An 18,696-nucleotide genomic window follows, 5' to 3' on the forward strand; every position below is an offset into this window, starting at 1 on the left:
GGTCCTCGGCTTACAACGGCTTGACGATAAACAAGCCGTCATCGTGGCCCTCTTCGGAGCCTCCGTAGACTTGTTCGGCCACAGTGCGGATTTTGCTGCCACGCGCCTCGAGGATCTGGTCCATGGCACCGGCAAACCAGCCAGTGAACATGTAATCGACCTTGCGCCCGACCTTGCCATAGACGTAGACGAATGCGGAGTGCTCGAGCTTGACGCTGGCGGTGCCTTTGTCGAGGTCGATGTCCTGAATCTTGAACAGGCCCCAGCCGCGTTGCGACAAGCGTTTCATGTAGTGCTCGAACACCGCGACGCCTTCCAGGCCGTGGCATTCGGCTTCCTTTTCACACCAGTGCCAGGCGGATTTGTAGCCGGCCTTGTAGAGGATTTCGGCGTAGGCGTCAGCGCCCAGCACTTCCTCGATGCCCATGTGGTTGTTGACGAAGAAATGCCGCGGTACGTAGAGCATCGGCAGGGCGTCGGAGGTCCAGACACCGGTCTCGCTGTCGACTTCGATAGGCAATTGCGGGGCGATCTTGGCCATGGAAACTTAACTCCAGAAAATTTGGTTTGTTGCCCCCGGCGCGGATGGCCGGGGGAAAGGATTCAGAAGTGCGGCGGCTTATTCGCCCCAGACATCCTTCAAGACGTTGACCCAGTTCTCGCCCATGATCTTGCGCACCACGCGTTCGGAGTGACCGCGCTTGAGCAGGGTTTCGGTGAGGTTGGGGAATTCGCCGACGGTGCGGATGCCCAGCGGGTTGATGATCTTGCCGAAGCTGGTCAGACGGCGGGCGTAACCCTTGTCGTGGGTCAGGTATTCGAAGAAGTCCTGGCCGTGGCCCTGAGTGAAATCGGTACCGATGCCGATGGCGTCTTCGCCGACGATGTTCATGGTGTATTCGATGGCTTCGGCGTAATCGTCGATGGTCGAATCGATGCCCTTGGCGAGGAACGGCGCGAACATGGTCACGCCGACGAAACCGCCGTGGTCGGCAATGAACTTCAGTTCTTCATCGGACTTGTTGCGCGGGTGCTCTTTGAGACCCGACGGCAGGCAGTGCGAGTAGCACACCGGTTTTTTCGATTCGAGGATGACTTCTTCGGAGGTCTTGGAACCGACGTGGGACAGGTCGCACATGACGCCGACGCGGTTCATCTCGGCGACGATCTCGCGACCGAAACCTGACAGCCCGCCGTCACGCTCGTAGCAACCGGTGCCGACCAGGTTCTGGGTGTTGTAGCACATTTGCACGATGCCGACGCCGAGCTGCTTGAACACTTCGACATAGCCGATCTGGTCTTCGAAGGCGTGGGCATTCTGGAAGCCGAAGAGGATGCCGGTCTTGCCCTGCTCCTTGGCGCGACGGATGTCGGCGGTGGTGCGCACCGGCATCACCAGGTCGCTGTTCTCGCGGATCAGCTTCTGGCTGGCAGCAATGTTGTTCACGGTCGCCTGAAAGCCTTCCCACACCGACACGGTGCAATTGGCTGCCGTCAGACCGCCCTTGCGCATGTCTTCGAACAGCTCGCGGTTCCATTTGGCAATGATCAGACCGTCGATAACGATGCTGTCGGCGTGTAATTCGGCTGGGCTCATCAGGCGTCCCCTTATTGGCGATTCATGCGCCGAATCGTCTGCCGGCGCTTTGGGGCCAGCATATGCCTCGGTGCCGGGGCGACCGGGTGCAAAAACGACAGGGGAATTGCCGAAAGCGTCAATCCGCGACAAAGGGTCGTCGGCCGCTGCGCTCGGCGACCTGTTCAAGCCTGCGCGCTTGCGCCAGAATCTGCCGCATCCTGCACACACCACTGGATTAGAGCGACCTCAATGAAATCGATCTTCCTCGCCCTGGCACTGATTGCGACCGGCGTCCACGCCGCTGAAGAATCCGAGAACAACCCGTGCGACGCGGTGGAAAACGACATCCAGACCCTGGAATGCTCGGCCTACAGCCGCACCACCGCCGAAGACCTGCTCAAAGACAACTACGCCAGCCTCAACGAACGCCTGCAGACTGCGTACGGCAAGAACCCGACACAGCTGGCGGATATCACTGCCAAGTTGAAGACGGCACAGCAGCAATGGCTGAAAACCCGCGATGCCGACTGCGCGGTGGAAGCGTTCCCGGCTACCGCTGGCAGCAAGGCGTTCACCATTGCGCAGAATGACTGCGTGGCGCGGATGAGTGACGAGCGGTCGGAGTTTTTGGAGTCGATTGGGCAGGAGTGATCCTGACCTCTCGTAACATGCCGTCAATTCTTGTTGATTGGTTTCGTGAGAAATATAAGTAAAGATCTTAGAGTCCTATAAAAGACTTATATTTTTCCGACCATGAAAATGTCTAAAGACATCCAGATCATCAACGACGCCGAGGGCAACCCTTCCTTCGTGGTCATTCCGTACGCGCAGTACGTTGCGCAAAAAATGCAGCCCGACCTGACTCCCCACGAGGTCGTCAGTCGGATGGTCGATGGGGCAACACCGATCCGTGCCTGGCGCGAACATCTCAACCTGACTCAGGAAGAAGTCGCCAAGCGCATGGGCATCTCGCAACCGGCGTTTGCCCAGCAGGAAACAGTCGCCAAGCCCCGCAAGGCCACCCGCGAGAAAATCGCCGCCGCGTTCGGCATCACAGCCAGTCAGCTCGAGCTGTAGGCTGCCCTCTTTATTCAAAGGAACTCCCATGAACATCTGCGGCATTGAAATCAAAGGCAGCGAAGCGATCATCGCTGTGGCTGCGCTCGACGGTTCGACGTTGAGTCACGTCCCTCTCGCGACAAAAAAGATTGCGCTTGAAGAGGATGACGAGGCGGCGAATGTGCGGCGGTTCGCGGCGCAGGTGGCGTCGTTTGTGCGGGAGAATTCGGTGGACCGGATTGCGATCAAGAAGCGCAGCAAGAAGGGTGAGTTTGCCGGTGGGCCGACGACGTTCAAGATTGAGGGTGTGTTTCAGTTGCTTGATGGCTGTGAAGTGACGCTGTTGTCGCCGCAGACGATCAATGCGCAGGCCAAGAAGCATAATTTCGAGCTGCCGGGGACGCTGAACAAATATCAGCATGAGGCTTACAAGGCGGCATGCTCGGCGTTGATGAAGAAGTAACGCCGATCAAATTGTAGGAGTGAGCCTGCTCGCGATAGCGGTGGGTCAGTCCCGCAAATGTTGGCTGATAGACCGCTATCGCGAGCAGGCTCACTCCTACAGGGGGTTTGTGTGCATCCATTCAGGCCTGCGCGGTACGCCGGTCTTCCCGGGGGCAGCGGGCGAAGCGGGCGCGATAGCTGCGGGTGAAATACGACGGTGATTCAAAGCCGCAGGCGATGCTGACTTCGAGCACGCTCATGTCGGTCTGGCGCAACAGCTGCCGGGCTTTCTCAAGCCTTAACCGTAGATAGAAGTTGCTCGGCGTATCGTTCAGATGCAGCCGAAACAAACGCTCCAGTTGCCGCCGCGTGACCTTGATCGACTCCGCCAATTGCAGCGTGGTCAGCGGCGGTTCGCTGTGTTGCTCCATCTCGCCAATCACCTGCACCAGTTTCTTGTTGTTGATGCCGTAGCGCGTGGCGACTTCCATGCGCTGGTGGTCTTTGCGCGGGCGAATGCGCCCGAGCACGAACTGCTCGCTGACCTGAATCGCCAGTTGCGGGCCGTGGGCCTGGGCGATCAGGTCGAGCATCAAATCAATCGAAGCCGTGCCACCGGCCGAGGTGATCCGCCGCCGGTCGATCTCGAACAGCTCCTGGGTCACGCTGAGCTGTGGATAAGATTCCTTGAACGCGTCAATAGCTTCCCAGTGCAGGGTCAGGCGATGCCCATCGAGCAAGCCCGCTTCGGCGAGGACGAAGCTGCCGGTGTCGATGGCGCCGAGGGTCACGCCTTCCTTATCCAGCCGGCGCAACCACTGCTCCAGCGCCGGCGTCATGAATTTCAGCGGTTCGAACCCGGCCACCACCAGCAATGTCGCGCCTTTCTTCAGCGGCTCCAGCGCCGCGTCGGCGTTGACCGACATGCCGTTACTCGCCAGCACCGCGCCGCCATCGGCGCTGAGAACATGCCAACGATACAGCTCCCCGCGAAAACGGTTGGCTACGCGCAGCGGTTCGATCGCGGAGATAAAGCCGATGGCGGAGAACCCCGGCATCAGCAAAAAGTAGAAATCCTGGGACATGGGCGCACTCGGTTGGCGGACGCGTGGCTCGTTGATACGCCGATTGTCGGCGCCGTTCAAGCGTGCAGGTCGCTACAGTGCAAATGCCAGTCGCCGCAGTGCGCTTTCACCGGCCCGTAGCTGCGTAACTTGGCATCACCGGTGCGCAGATGCCGGAAACCACAATAATCGAACTGCCGAGGAACCCGACATGAAACGACTGATCAGCAGCTGCGTTCTTGCACTCAGCGGTACCGCTTTCTTCAGCGCCGGCGTCATGGCCGCCGAACCTGCATCGTGCAAGAACGTACGCATGGGCGTGGTCAACTGGACTGACGTGATCGCCACCAGTGCCATGACCCAGGTCCTGCTCGACGGCCTCGGCTACAGCACCAAACAGACCAGCGCCTCCCAGCAGATCATCTTCGCCGGGATTCGCGATCAGCGCCTGGACCTGTTCCTCGGTTACTGGAACCCGCTGATGACGCAGACCATCACTCCGTTCGTCGAGGCCAATCAGGTCAAAGTGCTCGATGCGCCCAGCCTGAAAGATGCGCGCGCCACTCTCGCCGTGCCGACGTATCTGGCCGACAAGGGCCTGAAAACTTTCGCCGACATCGCCAAATTCGAGAAGGAACTGGGCGGCAAGATTTACGGCATCGAGCCTGGCTCGGGCGCCAACACGCAGATCAAGGCGATGATCGCCAAGAACCAGTTCGGTCTGGGTAAATTTCAGCTCGTCGAATCGAGCGAGGCCGGCATGCTCGCCGCCGTCGATCGCGCGGTGCGCCGCAAGGAAGCCGTGGTGTTCTTCGGCTGGGCGCCGCACCCGATGAACGTCAACGTGCAGATGACCTATCTGACCGGCAGTGACGACGCGCTCGGCCCGAACGAAGGCATGGCCACGGTGTGGACGGTCACGGCACCGAAGTACGCCGAGCAATGCCCGAACATCGGTCGCCTGCTGAGCAACCTGACCTTCACCGCTGAATCCGAGAGCCGAATGATGCAGCCGTTGCTTGATCACAAGGACGCCTTCGAGTCGGCGAAGCAGTGGCTCAAGGATCACCCCGAAGACAAACAACGCTGGCTCGAAGGTGTAACGACTTTTGATGGCAAACCGGCCGCTGAAAATCTGCAACTGACCAGCAAGTAACGCACACCGAATCGACGCTTCGCAGCCCCGCACGGGCTGCGGACAGAACCATCACGCCTGAAGGAAACGCACCATGAACCACGACGTCATCATCACCTGCGCACTTACCGGTGCTGGCGACACGACCGCCAAAAGTCCACATGTGCCGGTCACCCCGAAACAGATCGCCGCGGCCGCCGTGGAAGCGGCCAAGGCCGGCGCCACCGTTGTGCACTGCCATGTGCGCGACCCGCAGACCGGCAAGTTCAGCCGTGACGTGGCGTTGTACCGCGAAGTGATGGAGCGCATCCGCGAAGCCGACGTCGACATCATCGTCAACCTCACCGCCGGCATGGGCGGCGACCTGGAAATCGGTGCCGGGGAGAGCCCGATGGAATTCGGCCCGAACACCGATCTGGTCGGCCCGCTGACTCGTCTGGCCCACGTGGAAGAACTGCTGCCGGAAATCTGCACCCTCGATTGCGGCACGCTGAACTTTGGCGACGGCGACACTATTTACGTCTCCACGCCAGCGCAACTGCGCGCCGGGGCCAAACGCATCACCGAACTGGGTGTGAAGGCCGAACTGGAGATTTTCGACACCGGTCACCTGTGGTTCGCCAAGCAGTTGATCAAGGAAGGCTTGCTCGACAACCCGCTGTTCCAGCTATGCCTGGGCATCCCGTGGGGTGCGCCGGCCGACACCACCACCATGAAAGCCATGGTCGACAACCTGCCGGCCGACGCGGTGTGGGCCGGTTTCGGCATCGGCCGCATGCAGATGCCGATGGCCGCGCAAGCGGTGTTGCTGGGCGGCAACGTGCGGGTCGGCCTTGAAGACAACCTGTGGCTGGACAAAGGCGTACTGGCGACCAATGGGCAGTTGGTTGAACGCGCAGCGGAAATCCTCAGCCGACTGGGTGCCCGCGTACTCACGCCCGCAGAAGGTCGCCAGAAAATGGGCCTGACCCAGCGCGGCTAATGAACACCCATTTCCCTTGTAGGAGTGAGCCTGCTCGCGATGGCGTCAGTACATCCGAAGCATCTCCAGCGGATGAACAACCGCTATCGCGAGCAGGCTCACTCCTACAGATTTCGAGCCAATTTCAGGAAATCCATCATGCGCTTTATCACCGAAATCAAAACCTTCGCCGCCCTCGGTAGCGGTGTAATCGGCAGCGGCTGGGTCGCTCGTGCCCTCGCCCATGGTCTGGATGTGGTCGCCTGGGACCCGGCGCCGGGAGCCGAAGCGGCGCTGCGCAAACGCGTCGCGAATGCCTGGGGTGCGCTGGAGAAAAACGGTCTGGCGCCGGGCGCCTCACTGGATCGCCTGCGCTTTGTCGCGACCATCGAGGAATGCGTGCGTGATGCCGATTTCATTCAGGAAAGCGCCCCGGAGCGGCTGGAGCTGAAACTGGACCTGCACAGCAAAATCAGCGCAGCGGCCAAACCTGACGCGCTGATCGGATCGAGCACCTCGGGCCTGCTGCCCAGCGAGTTCTACGAGAGTTCGACACACCCGGACCGCTGCGTGGTCGGGCACCCGTTCAACCCGGTCTACCTGTTGCCGCTGGTGGAAGTGGTGGGCGGCAAGCACACCGCGCCCGAGGCGATCCAGGCGGCCATGCAAGTCTATGAATCCCTCGGCATGCGCCCGCTGCATGTGCGCAAGGAAGTGCCCGGATTTATTGCCGACCGCTTGCTTGAAGCGCTGTGGCGCGAGGCGCTGCACTTGGTCAATGACGGCGTGGCGACCACCGGCGAGATCGACGATGCGATTCGCTTTGGCGCCGGTTTGCGCTGGTCGTTCATGGGCACATTCCTGACTTACACCCTGGCGGGCGGCGATGCCGGCATGCGCCACTTCATGTCGCAGTTCGGCCCGGCGTTGCAGTTGCCGTGGACCTATCTGCCGGCGCCGGAACTGACTGACAAGCTGATTGATGACGTGGTCGATGGCACCACTGATCAGCTCGGTCGGCACAGCATTTCGGCGCTGGAACGCTATCGTGATGATTGCCTGCTGGCGGTGCTTGAAGCGGTGAAGACCACCAAGGAAAAGCATGGGATGAGTTTCAGCGAGTAACAAGTCAGCAGGTCTGGCCTCTTCGCGAGCAAGCCCGCTCCCACATGGGATCTGCGTCGTGCACGAAACCAATGTGGGAGCGGGCTTGCTCGCGAAAGCGGCAGTCCAGTCAATATCAACATCGGAGCCGTGCTATGCCCAGCCTCACCACCTACCAGACCAGAATCATCCCCGACTGGGTCGACTACAACGGCCACCTGCGCGACGCCTTTTACCTGCTGATTTTCAGCTACGCCACCGACGCCCTGATGGATCGCCTCGGCATGGACAGCAACAACCGCGAAGCCAGCGGCCATTCGCTGTTCACCCTCGAACTGCACCTCAACTACCTGCACGAAGTGAAGCTCGATACCGAGGTCGAAGTGCGTACGCAGATCATCGGTCACGACAGCAAACGCCTGCACCTCTATCACAGCCTGTACAAGGTCGGGGACGAGCAGGAACTGGCTGGCAACGAGCAAATGCTTCTGCATGTCGACCTCGCGGGACCGCGCTCGGCGCCGTTCAGCCCCGACACGCTGCATCGCCTGCAAGCTATCGTCGCCGATCAAACCGACCTGCCCGCCCCCGCTTACCTCGGTCGCGTCATCGCCCTGCCACCCGCCCGGTAAATCCACCCATCGCCAAGGAGCCGCCATGAACACCGCCGCCGCTGTTGCCGATTTTCGTACTTATCCGTTGATCAGCGCGCTCGGTTGCGTGCAGACCATGGCCGATCGCGTTGCCGTCGAATGGGCGGACGGGCGCATCAGCCCGTTCCACCATGTCTGGCTACGGGACAACTGCCCGTGCCAACAGTGCGTCTACAGCGTCACCCGCGAGCAGGTCTTCGAAATTGTCGATGCGCCCGACGATCTGCAACCGACTGCCGCGCACATCGATGCCGAGGGCTGCCTGTGCCTCGACTGGCACGACGGCCACCGTAGCCGTTTCGACCCGGGCTGGCTGCGGGCGCATGCCTATGACGATCAATCGCGCGCCGAACGCCTGGCCGGCCAACCGCAAAGCCATTTATGGCGCAGCGATTTGCAGTTGCCGGTGTTCGAGTACACGGCGTTGATGGAAGACCCGGCGGCTTTGCTGCAATGGCTGATTGCCGTGCGTGACATCGGCCTGACCCAGGTGCGCGGCGTGCCCACCGCACCCGGCTCGCTGAAACTCATTGCCCAACGCATCTCGTTCATCCGCGAAAGCAATTTCGGCGTGCTGTTCAACGTGCAATCCAAAGCCGATGCCGACAGCAATGCCTATACCGCTTTCAACCTACCCTTGCACACGGATTTGCCGACTCGCGAGTTGCAACCGGGGCTGCAATTTCTGCATTGCCTGATGAACGATGCCGAAGGTGGCGAAAGTATTTTCGTCGACGGTTTTGCGATTGCCGATGCGTTGCGCAGTGAAGACCCAGCCTCGTTTCAGGCGCTCTGTGAAATCCCCGTGGAATTTCGCAACAAGGACAGGCACAGCGACTACCGCTGTCTGGCGCCGATCATCGCGCTGGATGCGCTGGGCCGGGTCGCGGAGATTCGCATGGCGAACTTTCTGCGCGGCGCGTTCGATACCTCGGTGGAGCAGATGCCGTTGCTCTATAGAGCCTATCGGCGGTTTATGGCGATGACGCGCGAGCCGCGGTTTCGTCTGATGCAGCGGCTCAATCCGGGCGAGCTGTGGTGCTTCGATAATCGCCGCACACTGCATGCGCGCAATGCGTTCGATCCGGCGACCGGGGCGCGGCATTTTCAGGGCTGCTATGTCGACCGGGATGAGTTGTTGTCGCGGATTCTGGTGTTGCAACGTTAGACCGCGTCATCGTTCTTCGTCGGAACGCCGCCCGGAGTCAGGCTCGCTCCCACAGGGGAACGCATTCCAAAGTGGGGCGAGCCTGCTCGCGAAAGCGTCAGCGGGAACAACAAATCTCTGGCTGATTCACAGGCAAAAAAAACCCCGATCAAGCCGTGACAGGATCGGAGCTGAGGAGGGTACTGTCGAGGAGCTGCCCAGGCGAGGGTGACCAAACCTTCGTGAAGCGAGCTGGAGCCAGTGTGCCCACTCGCCAAGCGGCTCAGTTAGCCGAAAACGACCTGTTCATAGTCGTCATAGCCACTGCGACAAATCGCCCTTGCCGCGCCCGGCCGTGGCTACCAGAATCGATCCAAGACCTCCGTTGCCACAGAAGGATTTGCGTGATGATGTACGCCGATTTGATTGACCAGGAAGATCTGCTGGGCCAGCTCAAGGCCTTGGGCATTCAGGTGCCGAGCGGCACCACGGCCGATCAGGCCTGTGAGTGCGCTGTGCGTGGTCTGGATAATGTTCGCGCGTTTGAACTGCGCAAGATGGTCAAGGACATGTACACCAGCGGCGCCAGTATCCAGCCGGCGGTGCGCCAGGCGATCGACAAGCAATTGCTGCCGGCCCTGGCGGATTACCAACAGTCCCACCGCGCCTGATAAATCCCTTCGCGAGCAGGCTCGCTCCCACTCTGGAATGCATTCCAACCGTGGGAGCGAGCCTGCTCGCGAAGAACGATGACTCGGTCTACAGCCTTACACTGGCAAAAGTGGACTCATTGCGCGCCTGACTCAGCGCCGACATCGGCCCCGACAGCGGCGACATCACGATGGCCTGCGGCAGCGGCAGCATCGCCACTTGCTGGGTGGTGTTGGAGCCCACGCGTTCGTCACGCGGCGGGATGCCGAAGTATTCGCGGTAGCACTTGGAGAAGTGCGGCGTGGAGACGAAACCACATACCGAGGCCACTTCGATGATCGACATCGGCGTCTGCTTGAGCAGTTGCCGGGCGCGGATCAGGCGTAGCTTGAGGTAATAGCGCGACGGCGAGCAGTGCAGATATTTCTGGAACAGCCGCTCCAGCTGGCGGCGCGACACCGCGACGTAGACCGCCAGTTCGTCCAGGTCGATCGGCTCTTCCAGGTTGGCCTCCATCAGCGCGACGATTTCCTGCAACTTCGGCTGGTTGGTGCCAAGCATGTGCTTGAGCGGCACGCGCTGGTGATCCTGCTCGTTGCGGATGCGCTCGTAGACGAACATTTCCGAGATCGCCGCCGACAGTTCACGACCGTGATCGCGGCTGATCAGGTGCAGCATCATGTCCAGCGGCGCGGTGCCGCCGGAGCTAGTGAAACGGTTGCGGTCGAGGGTGAACAGGCGTGTGCTCATGGCCACCCGCGGGAAGGCTTCCTGCATCGCCGCCAGACATTCCCAGTGCACGCTGCAATCGAAACCGTCGAGCAGACCGGCGCAGGCCAGCGCCCAACTGCCGGTGCACACCGCACCGAGACGCTTGGACTGACGCGCCTGGCTTTGCAGCCACGAGACGTGTTCACGGGTCACGGTGCGCTGGATGCCGATGCCGCCGCAGACGATCACGGTGTCCAGCGGCGGCGCTTTGTGCATGGAGGCGTCAGGGGTGATCTGCAGACCGTCACTGGCCCACACCTGACCGCCATCGACGGTGAGGGTGCTCCAGCGATACAGCTCGCGACCGGACAACTGGTTGGCCATGCGCAGTGGTTCTACTGCGGACGCCAGAGAAATCAGCGTGAAATTGTCCAGCAGCAGAAAGCCGATGGATTGAGGCGCACGGTTCTGGGGTTGGGCCCCGGAGTTGAACGACGTCATCGCGGTATCTCCTCACACAAAGCGGGTGATGGCCTCAGGCGGAGGCTCTTGTTATTGCCGGCGTACTCACGGGGAGACGGGCTTTGTTATGACAGAGCAATTGCCATGCCTAAAATTGGATGGGCGTTCAATAACTCCTGAAAACGACCTCGCGACGTGTCTATTCGAGACCTCGGAACAGGGCATTTCGAAGTGCCATCAAGCGCTGCCAGGGCCCTGCTGCGCAGTCTGTGAGCAGATCGGTAGCACTTGTGGGAACGGGCCTGCGCGCGATTCAGACAGAGTGTCACCGCAAGCACGGGTGATGGACGGTCAAGTAGCGACTCAGCAGTCACGACCGACAACGACTCTTGTCTGATTGCGACGCGCCAAAAGGTGGCGTGGCTGGTTTGTGGTGTTCGTTTGGTGAGCAGTTTTGACTGGTCTTGCCTCATCGCGAGCAGGCTCACTCCTACAGGGGAACGCATTTCAAATTGTAGGAGTGAGCCTGCTCGCGAACAGAGGCAACTCGGTTTCAGCACTCCACCGCGCTGACCGCCAATCCACCCCGGGAGGTCTCTTTATATTTGTCATGCATATCCGCGCCGGTGTCGCGCATGGTGCGGATCACCCGGTCCAGCGAGATAAAGTGCTGACCGTCGCCACGCAGGGCCATTTGCGCCGCGTTGATCGCTTTCACTGCCGCGATTGCATTGCGCTCGATGCATGGCACTTGCACCAGGCCACCGACCGGATCGCAGGTCAAACCAAGATTGTGTTCCAGGCCGATTTCCGCCGCGTTGCACAACTGTTCAGGCGTGGCGCCAAGAATCTCCGCCAGCCCCGCCGCCGCCATTGCGCAAGCCGAACCGACTTCGCCCTGGCAACCGACCTCGGCGCCAGAAATCGAAGCGTTCTTCTTGCACAGAATCCCGACCGCCGCCGCGCCGAGGAAATAGTCGACGACGTTGGCGTCGGTGACCGCCTCGCTGAACTTCATAAAGTAGTGCAACACCGCCGGGATGATTCCCGCTGCGCCATTGGTCGGTGCCGTGACCATGCGCCCGCCCGCGGCGTTCTCTTCGTTGACCGCGAGGGCGAACAGGTTGACCCACTCCATCGCGCTGAGGGTTGAGCCGATCACATTGGGCTTACCCAACTCCTGCAGGCTGCGGTGCAACTTCGCCGCGCGCCGCCGCACGTTCAAACCGCCGGGGAGGATGCCTTCGTGTTTGAGGCCCTGCTCGACACAGTCCTGCATGGCCCGCCACAGCTTCATCAGCCCGGCGCGGATTTCTTCTTCGCTGCGCCAGACCTTTTCGTTGGCCATCATCAGTTCGGCGACGCGCAGGTTGTTCTTCTTGCACAGGTCGAGCAGTTCGACCGCACTGGAAAAGTCATAAGGCAATTCGGTGCGATCCAGATCGACCACGCCGCTGCTGGCTTGCGCCTCATCAACGACAAAGCCGCCGCCGACCGAATAATAGGTGTCGCGGTGCAGCTCACCGGATTCACCTTCGGCAACCAGAGTCATGGCATTGGGATGGAACGGCAGGTTTTCGTCGATCAGGCGCATGTCGCGCGCCCAGACGAACGGCACCGACAAGCGACCATCAAGTAACAGCGTGTGGGTTTCGCGCAGTGCCTGAATGCGCGGGCCGATTTGCAACGGATCGATTGCGTCCGGCCATTCGCCCATCAGACCCATGATGACGGCGTTGTCGCTGCCGTGGCCGATGCCGGTGGCCGACAGCGAACCGAACAACTGCACCTCGATGCGCCGCACCTGCTCCAACTGATGCTTGCCGCGTAGCGACTCGACGAACAAAGCGGCGGCGCGCATCGGCCCGACGGTGTGGGAACTGGAGGGGCCAATGCCGATTTTGAACAGGTCGAAAACGCTGATAGCCATTGCTGCGAAGCTCCTGAAGATGCCGGTCCGGATGTGAAAAGCACCCGCTGGCGGAGCTGCTACGCTCAAGCTGCGATCCGCCGAATGCCCGCATCATCGGGCTTTTGCCGGCTCGTGCGGCGTCTGACACCGACGCACTCATGTCCACCAGCGCCGTAGTGTTTTCGCCCCGCAAATGCGCCGTTTTTATGCAGTTCAGAAGGTCATCGGGGGCGGAAAAAAGCTGTAAGCGACGTCACCGACACTGGAAGCGACCATCCCTGTACTGGATACGACCCTCCCTGTAGGCGTCAGATTTTCACTGGTACATGATCGGGATGACTCGATTGCAAGGCGCTGCGGTACAGCTGTCTCCAGAACGCCACCCAACCGCAACCTATAAGTGCGGTGGTCCACAGTCGGAACACTGCCAAAAAAAACACCAAGGAGTCCATCCATGAAAGGTTCCCCGTCGTTGTTGTTGGCCGCCCTGCTGAGTCTGCCATTACTGGCGCAAGCTGCAGAACCGGCACAGTGCAGTACCGTTAATTTCTCTGATGTCGGCTGGACCGACATCACCGCGACCACCGCCACCACCTCCGTGGTGCTCAATGCCCTCGGCTACAAGACCAAGACCACCATGATCTCGGTGCCCGTGACCTACAAGTCGCTGGCCGACGGCAAGAACATGGACGTGTTCCTCGGCAACTGGATGCCGACCATGGAGAACGACATCAAGGCCTACCGTGACGCCGGCACCGTGGAAACCGTGCGCACCAACCTCAAGGGCGCCAAATACACCCTGGCCGTGCCGCAAGCGCTGTACGACAAAGGCCTGCATGACTTCGCCGACATCGCCAAATTCAAGAAAGAACTCGACGGCAAGATCTACGGCATCGAGCCGGGCAACGACGGCAACCGCCTGATCCAGAGCATGATCGACAAGAACGCCTTTGGCCTGAAGGACGCCGGTTTCAAAGTCGTCGAATCCTCCGAGGCCGGCATGCTCTCGCAGGTCGACCGTGCACAGAAACGCGACACCGCCGTGGTCTTCCTCGGCTGGGCGCCGCACCCGATGAACAAGCGTTTCAAGATTCAATACCTGACCGGCGGCGACGATTTCTTCGGTCCCGACTTCGGTGCCGCCACCGTGGCCACCAACACCCGCAAGGGCTACGCCACCGAATGCAGCAATGTCGGTCAGTTGCTGAAAAACCTGGAGTTCACCGTCGACATGGAAAGTGAACTGATGGGCAACATCCTTGACGACAAAATGAAGCCTGACGCGGCCGCCAAGGCCTGGCTGAAAAAGAATCCACAGGTGCTCGAAACCTGGCTCGCTGGCGTGACCACCATTGACGGTAAACCTGGCCTGGAGGCCGTGAAAGCCAAGCTCGCGCCTTGATTCCAGAGGCACCGCTTATGCCGGGCAGGCGTGCCTGCCCGGGCTGTTAATTTCCTTGCATGCGGACGTTCACTACCATGCTGATTGATCAGAAAATACCTTTAGGCCAGTACATCGCGGGCTTCGTCGAATGGTTGACGCAACACGGCGCCAACACCTTCGACGCAATCGCCGTGACACTGGAAACGATGATCCACGGCGTGACGTTTGCGCTGACCTGGTTCAACCCACTGGTCTTGATTGGCCTGATCGCGCTACTCGCTCACATGATCCAGCGCAAATGGGGCCTGACTGCGTTCGTGGTCGCCTCGTTCCTGCTCATCCTCAACCTGGGGTACTGGCAGGAAACCATGGAAACCCTCGCCCAGGTGCTGTTCGCGACCCTGGTCTGCGTGTTGATTGGCGTGCCGCTGGGCATCATCGCCGCGCACAAACCGATGTTCTACACCATGATGCGGCCGGTACTCGATCTGATGCAGACCGTACCGACCTTCGTTTACCTCATTCCTACCCTGACCCTCTTCGGGCTGGGTGTGGTGCCAGGCCTGATCTCGACGGTGGTCTTCGCCATCGCGGCGCCGATCCGCCTGACCTACCTGGGCATCCGCGATGTCCCGCAAGAACTGATGGACGCCGGCAAGGCCTTCGGCTGCTCGCGTCGCCAACTGCTCTCACGGATCGAACTGCCGCACGCCATGCCGAGCATCGCGGCCGGCATCACCCAGTGCATCATGCTGTCGCTGTCGATGGTGGTGATCGCGGCACTGGTCGGCGCCGACGGACTTGGCAAACCGGTGGTCAACGCACTGAACACTGCTGATATTGCGCTGGGCTTCGAAGCAGGCCTGGCAATCGTACTGCTGGCGATCATGCTCGACCGTATCTGCAAACAACCCGACGCTAAAGTAGGGGGTGACGCATGAGCATTATTCGCTTCGAAGACGTCGACGTAATCTTTTCCAGGGATCCACGCGAGGCGCTCAAGCTGCTCGACCAGGGCATGACCCGCAACGAGATCCTGAAGAAGACCGGTCAGATCGTCGGCGTGGAAAAAGCCACGCTGGACATCAACAAGGGCGAAATCTGCGTGCTGATGGGCCTGTCCGGCTCGGGCAAGTCGAGCCTGCTGCGCTGCATCAACGGCCTCAACACCGTGAGCCGCGGCAAGCTGTTCGTCGAGCATGAAAACCGCCAGATCGACATCGCTTCCTGCACCCCGGCCGAGCTGAAAATGATGCGCACCAAGCGCATTGCCATGGTGTTCCAGAAGTTTGCCCTGATGCCTTGGCTGACGGTGCGCGAGAACATCAGTTTCGGTCTGGAAATGCAGGGCCGACCGGAGAAGGAACGCAAGAAACTGGTCGATGAAAAACTCGAACTGGTCGGCCTCACGCAATGGCGCAACAAGAAGCCCGATGAACTCTCCGGCGGCATGCAGCAGCGCGTCGGCCTGGCCCGTGCGCTGGCGATGGACGCCGACATCCTGCTGATGGACGAACCGTTCTCGGCCCTTGACCCGCTGATCCGCCAAGGCCTCCAGGACGAACTGCTGGAGCTGCAACGCAAGCTGAGCAAGACCATCGTGTTTGTGAGCCACGACCTCGACGAGGCGCTCAAACTGGGTAGCCGCATCGCGATCATGAAAGACGGCCGGATCATCCAGTACAGCGTGCCGGAAGAAATCGTGCTCAACCCGGCGGACGACTATGTGCGCACCTTCGTCGCCCACACCAACCCGCTCAACGTGCTCTGCGGGCGCAGCCTGATGCGTACGCTGGACAAGTGCAAACGCATCAACGGCTCGGTGTGCCTCGATCCGGGCGGCGATTCGTGGCTGGACCTGGCCGAAGGCAACACCATCAAGGGCGCGCGGCAGAACGGTTCGGTGCTTAACCTGCAGAACTGGGCACCGGGCCAGGCGGTGGAAGGCCTGGAGCGCAAGCCGACGCTGGTGGACTCGAACATCGGCATGCGTGACGCGTTGCAGATTCGTTATCAGACCGGCAACAAACTGGTGCTTCACGACAACAACCATGTGGTCGGGATTCTGGGGGACAGCGAGTTGTATCACGCGTTGTTGGGCAAGAATCTGGGGTAACCCCGCAGACACAAAAACGCCGCGATACTCTCGCGGCGTTTTTGTTTGTACAGATATTCAACTGCAAACAGAGAACCTGTGGCGAGGGGATTTATCCCCGATGGGTCGCGAAGCGGCCCCAAGTCGTCAATCGCGGTAATTCAATAAAACCGCGTTTGACGGTTTCAGGACTGCTTCGCAGCCCAACGGGGATAAATCCCCTCGCCACAATGGTTCAGCGGTGCAGCTGACTGCACCGCTGAATCTCAAGGCTTAGCTATACACCCGCCCAAGAAGCTGCCGATGGCTTTCAAACTGATCCAGCACATCCCGGGTGATCTGCTCCGGGGTGAAGCCCATCAAGTCGTAATCCTGGCTACCGTTGTGCAGATACACCTCGGCCCGGTAATAACGCTGACGAGCCTCATCCGATTGCGCCGATTCGGTCGGGGTCGCCAGATAGCCCTCCAGGCTCACTTCGTAAACGAAAGGGTTGCCCTCTTCCATCTCGACCCGCACGCCCATGCAGCGCTTGGCTTTGCCCAACAGCGTCTGCACTTCAATCCCCTGATTGCGCAATTGCGCCGCCGCATCCTCCAGCGCCGGGGTTACGTGCTTGTCCATGAAACGCTGCACCACCGATTGGCTCGGCTGCAGATCCAGTTGCGTCAAACGCTCGCTGAATCCGCGACGCCCGCGCTCGGCCAGTTGCGCTTGCTCCTGTTCAATCTGCACATCCTGGCGCATCGCCTTGTGCAGGCCGAACATGAAGCAGATCAGCACCACCGAGAACGGCAGGCCGGCCAGCACCACCATGGTCTGCATGGCTTCGAAGTTACCGGCGAACAGCAGACCGATGGTCACCAGGGTAATCACCACCGACCAGAAGATCCGCAGCCAGTGCGGCGCGTCTTCATCGACGTTGCCGCCCTTGCACGACAGATTCGCCATCATCACCGCACCGGAGTCGGCCGGTGTCAGGAACAGCACGAAGCCGACGAAGATCGACACACCAATGACAATCTTCGATGCCGGGTAATGCTCAAGCAATTGATAGATCGCCATCGACGGCTGTTCCAGCGCCGTCTTGCCCAGCTCCACCGCGCCCTGGTTCATCACCAGATCCAGCGCCGAGTTACCGAAGATCGACAGCCAGGCCAAGGTGAAGCCCAGTGGAATCAGCAGCACGCCCGCGACCAGCTCACGCACGCTGCGGCCACGGGAAATCCGTGCGATGAACATGCCCACGAACGGCGCCCAGGAAATCCACCACGCCCAATAGAACAGGGTCCACAGGCCCAGCCAGCGGTCGGACTTGGCGTTGTCGCCTTCATAGACGTACAAGTCGAACGTCTTCAGCACCACACCGTTGAGGTAGTCGCCGATGTTCTGCACGAAGCCGTTGAGCAGGTGCAGGGTCGGGCCGAACAGCAGAACGAAGATCAGCAGACCGCTGAACAGCACGATGTTCAGGTTGGACAGACGACGAATGCCGTTTTCCACGCCCGACACGGCAGCGATAGTCGCCACGGTGCTCATGACGATGATCACGATCAGCAGATTGGTGTTGCTGTGTTCCATGCCGAACAGGTTTTCCAGCCCGGACGACACTTGCAGCGAGCCAATGCCCAGGTTGGTCACCAGCCCCAGCAGGGTCACGAACATGCCGAAGCCGTCGACCGCATGACCGGCCGCGCCTTTGACCCAACGCTCGCCAACCAGCGGATACAGCGCCGAACGCAACGCCAGCGGCTGGTTATGCCGATAGGCAAAGTACGCCACGGCCAAGCCGACCAGCGCGTAAATCGCCCAGCCGTGCAGGCCCCAGTGCAGGAACGTCAGTTGCACCGCCTGACGCGCGGCCATGTTGGTGGCCGATGAGCCTTCTGGCGGATTGAAATAGTGATCCAGCGGCTCGGAGGCGCCGAAGTACAGCAGCGAAATACCGATGCCCGACGAGAACAGCATCCCCGCCCAGGCGCCGTAACTGAAATCCGGGGTGTCGTCCTTGCTGCCCAGTTTGAGTTTGCCGTAGGAGGAAAACGCCAGACCGACCACAAACACCAGGTAGGCCGCGATCACCACCATGTAGTACCAGCCGAAGCTGCGCGACAACCAGGCCTGGGCCATCCCCAACACTCTGCCGGCCTCTTGCGGGGCGATGATCAGAATGGCGGTCAACAACAGAATCAGCGCGGTCGAGGTGTAGAACACCCAACCGTTGACCGTCACCTTCTCGGGCGGGGTCTTTATTAGCGAGGCAGAACTCATGGCACAAATGCTCCAGGCAGTGCGAGAGAAGAACACAAGGCAACACGGGACCCGATCAATCGGT

The 18,696-nt window shown here is 60.5% G+C and carries 18 protein-coding genes; 12 read left to right on the forward strand and 6 right to left on the reverse strand.

Annotation, left to right across the window (positions count from 1 at the left end; translation table 11 throughout):
- Positions 1–10: 10 nt before the first annotated feature.
- Together HU755_RS08585 and HU755_RS08590 are read right to left on the reverse strand one after the other, a co-directional pair.
- On the reverse strand, positions 11–541 hold the full coding sequence (locus tag HU755_RS08585; RefSeq protein ID WP_186549244.1) for a 4-vinyl reductase: 531 nt from the start codon (positions 539–541) through the stop codon (positions 11–13).
- A gap of 78 nt (positions 542–619) precedes the next feature.
- Positions 620–1,597 carry a dipeptidase gene (locus HU755_RS08590; RefSeq protein ID WP_027610650.1) on the reverse strand — a complete coding sequence of 326 codons (978 nt, stop codon included), beginning with the start codon at positions 1,595–1,597 and terminating at the stop codon, positions 620–622.
- Positions 1,598–1,828: 231 nt separating this feature from the next.
- Here HU755_RS08590 and HU755_RS08595 point away from each other — a divergent pair, with 231 nt between their 5' ends.
- From HU755_RS08595 to HU755_RS08605, 3 genes are all read left to right on the forward strand, one after another.
- On the forward strand, positions 1,829–2,230 hold the full coding sequence (locus HU755_RS08595) for a lysozyme inhibitor LprI family protein (RefSeq protein WP_186549246.1): 402 nt from the start codon (positions 1,829–1,831) through the stop codon (positions 2,228–2,230).
- Positions 2,231–2,332: 102 nt separating this feature from the next.
- Positions 2,333–2,656, forward strand: coding sequence for a helix-turn-helix domain-containing protein (locus HU755_RS08600; protein ID WP_186622741.1), 324 nt, complete (start codon positions 2,333–2,335; stop codon positions 2,654–2,656).
- Positions 2,657–2,684: 28 nt separating this feature from the next.
- Positions 2,685–3,101 (forward strand): DUF3010 family protein, encoded by a 417-nt coding sequence (locus tag HU755_RS08605; protein ID WP_186631558.1) that lies wholly within the window; start codon positions 2,685–2,687, stop codon positions 3,099–3,101.
- A 121-nt stretch (positions 3,102–3,222) separates the two neighbouring features.
- Here HU755_RS08605 and HU755_RS08610 read toward each other — a convergent pair whose 3' ends face one another.
- The gene (locus HU755_RS08610) at positions 3,223–4,167 is read right to left on the reverse strand and encodes a GlxA family transcriptional regulator (RefSeq protein WP_186549250.1); all 945 of its coding nucleotides are present in this window, start codon (positions 4,165–4,167) and stop codon (positions 3,223–3,225) included.
- Positions 4,168–4,357: 190 nt separating this feature from the next.
- Between HU755_RS08610 and HU755_RS08615 the strand changes: the two genes are divergently transcribed.
- The 6 genes from HU755_RS08615 to HU755_RS08640 all read left to right on the forward strand — a co-directional run bounded on the left by HU755_RS08615 (position 4,358) and on the right by HU755_RS08640 (position 9,817).
- The gene (locus tag HU755_RS08615) at positions 4,358–5,302 is read left to right on the forward strand and encodes a choline ABC transporter substrate-binding protein (RefSeq protein ID WP_186631561.1); all 945 of its coding nucleotides are present in this window, start codon (positions 4,358–4,360) and stop codon (positions 5,300–5,302) included.
- A gap of 73 nt (positions 5,303–5,375) precedes the next feature.
- The gene (locus tag HU755_RS08620) at positions 5,376–6,263 is read left to right on the forward strand and encodes a 3-keto-5-aminohexanoate cleavage protein (protein ID WP_186631564.1); all 888 of its coding nucleotides are present in this window, start codon (positions 5,376–5,378) and stop codon (positions 6,261–6,263) included.
- A 138-nt stretch (positions 6,264–6,401) separates the two neighbouring features.
- Entirely contained in the window at positions 6,402–7,367 is a 966-nt protein-coding gene (locus HU755_RS08625) for an L-carnitine dehydrogenase (RefSeq protein WP_186631566.1), read from the forward strand.
- Positions 7,368–7,501: 134 nt separating this feature from the next.
- Positions 7,502–7,978, forward strand: coding sequence for a thioesterase family protein (locus tag HU755_RS08630; RefSeq protein ID WP_186631569.1), 477 nt, complete (start codon positions 7,502–7,504; stop codon positions 7,976–7,978).
- Between the two features lie 25 nt (positions 7,979–8,003).
- A complete protein-coding gene (locus tag HU755_RS08635; protein ID WP_186631573.1) occupies positions 8,004–9,167 on the forward strand; it encodes a gamma-butyrobetaine dioxygenase in 1,164 nt (387 codons plus the stop codon).
- Between the two features lie 386 nt (positions 9,168–9,553).
- The gene (locus HU755_RS08640) at positions 9,554–9,817 is read left to right on the forward strand and encodes a hypothetical protein (protein WP_186549262.1); all 264 of its coding nucleotides are present in this window, start codon (positions 9,554–9,556) and stop codon (positions 9,815–9,817) included.
- 88 nt (positions 9,818–9,905) lie between these two features.
- On the opposite strand, the gene HU755_RS08645 is transcribed toward HU755_RS08640, so the two are convergent.
- Together HU755_RS08645 and HU755_RS08650 are read right to left on the reverse strand one after the other, a co-directional pair.
- Positions 9,906–11,009, reverse strand: a complete 1,104-nt coding sequence (locus tag HU755_RS08645; RefSeq protein ID WP_007949927.1) for a GlxA family transcriptional regulator — start codon at positions 11,007–11,009, stop codon at positions 9,906–9,908.
- A 514-nt stretch (positions 11,010–11,523) separates the two neighbouring features.
- A complete protein-coding gene (locus tag HU755_RS08650) occupies positions 11,524–12,900 on the reverse strand; it encodes an L-serine ammonia-lyase (protein ID WP_186549264.1) in 1,377 nt (458 codons plus the stop codon).
- 436 nt (positions 12,901–13,336) lie between these two features.
- On the opposite strand from HU755_RS08650, the gene HU755_RS08655 reads away from it, so the two are divergent.
- The 3 genes from HU755_RS08655 to choV all read left to right on the forward strand — a co-directional run bounded on the left by HU755_RS08655 (position 13,337) and on the right by choV (position 16,382).
- Positions 13,337–14,284, forward strand: coding sequence for a choline ABC transporter substrate-binding protein (locus tag HU755_RS08655; protein ID WP_186631576.1), 948 nt, complete (start codon positions 13,337–13,339; stop codon positions 14,282–14,284).
- 77 nt (positions 14,285–14,361) lie between these two features.
- Positions 14,362–15,207: a choline ABC transporter permease subunit gene (gene choW / locus HU755_RS08660; RefSeq protein WP_186622747.1), complete on the forward strand. Its 846-nt coding sequence runs from the start codon at positions 14,362–14,364 to the stop codon at positions 15,205–15,207.
- Entirely contained in the window at positions 15,204–16,382 is a 1,179-nt protein-coding gene (gene choV, locus HU755_RS08665) for a choline ABC transporter ATP-binding protein (RefSeq protein ID WP_186631579.1), read from the forward strand. Before choW ends, choV begins: the two co-directional genes overlap by 4 nt.
- A 252-nt stretch (positions 16,383–16,634) precedes the next feature.
- On the opposite strand, the gene betT is transcribed toward choV, so the two are convergent.
- Positions 16,635–18,632 (reverse strand): choline BCCT transporter BetT, encoded by a 1,998-nt coding sequence (gene betT, locus HU755_RS08670; protein WP_186631582.1) that lies wholly within the window; start codon positions 18,630–18,632, stop codon positions 16,635–16,637.
- Positions 18,633–18,696: the final 64 nt, after the last annotated feature.

The sequence above is a fragment of the Pseudomonas sp. SWRI111 genome (assembly GCF_014268555.1).
Lineage (GTDB): Bacteria > Pseudomonadota > Gammaproteobacteria > Pseudomonadales > Pseudomonadaceae > Aquipseudomonas > Aquipseudomonas hamedanensis.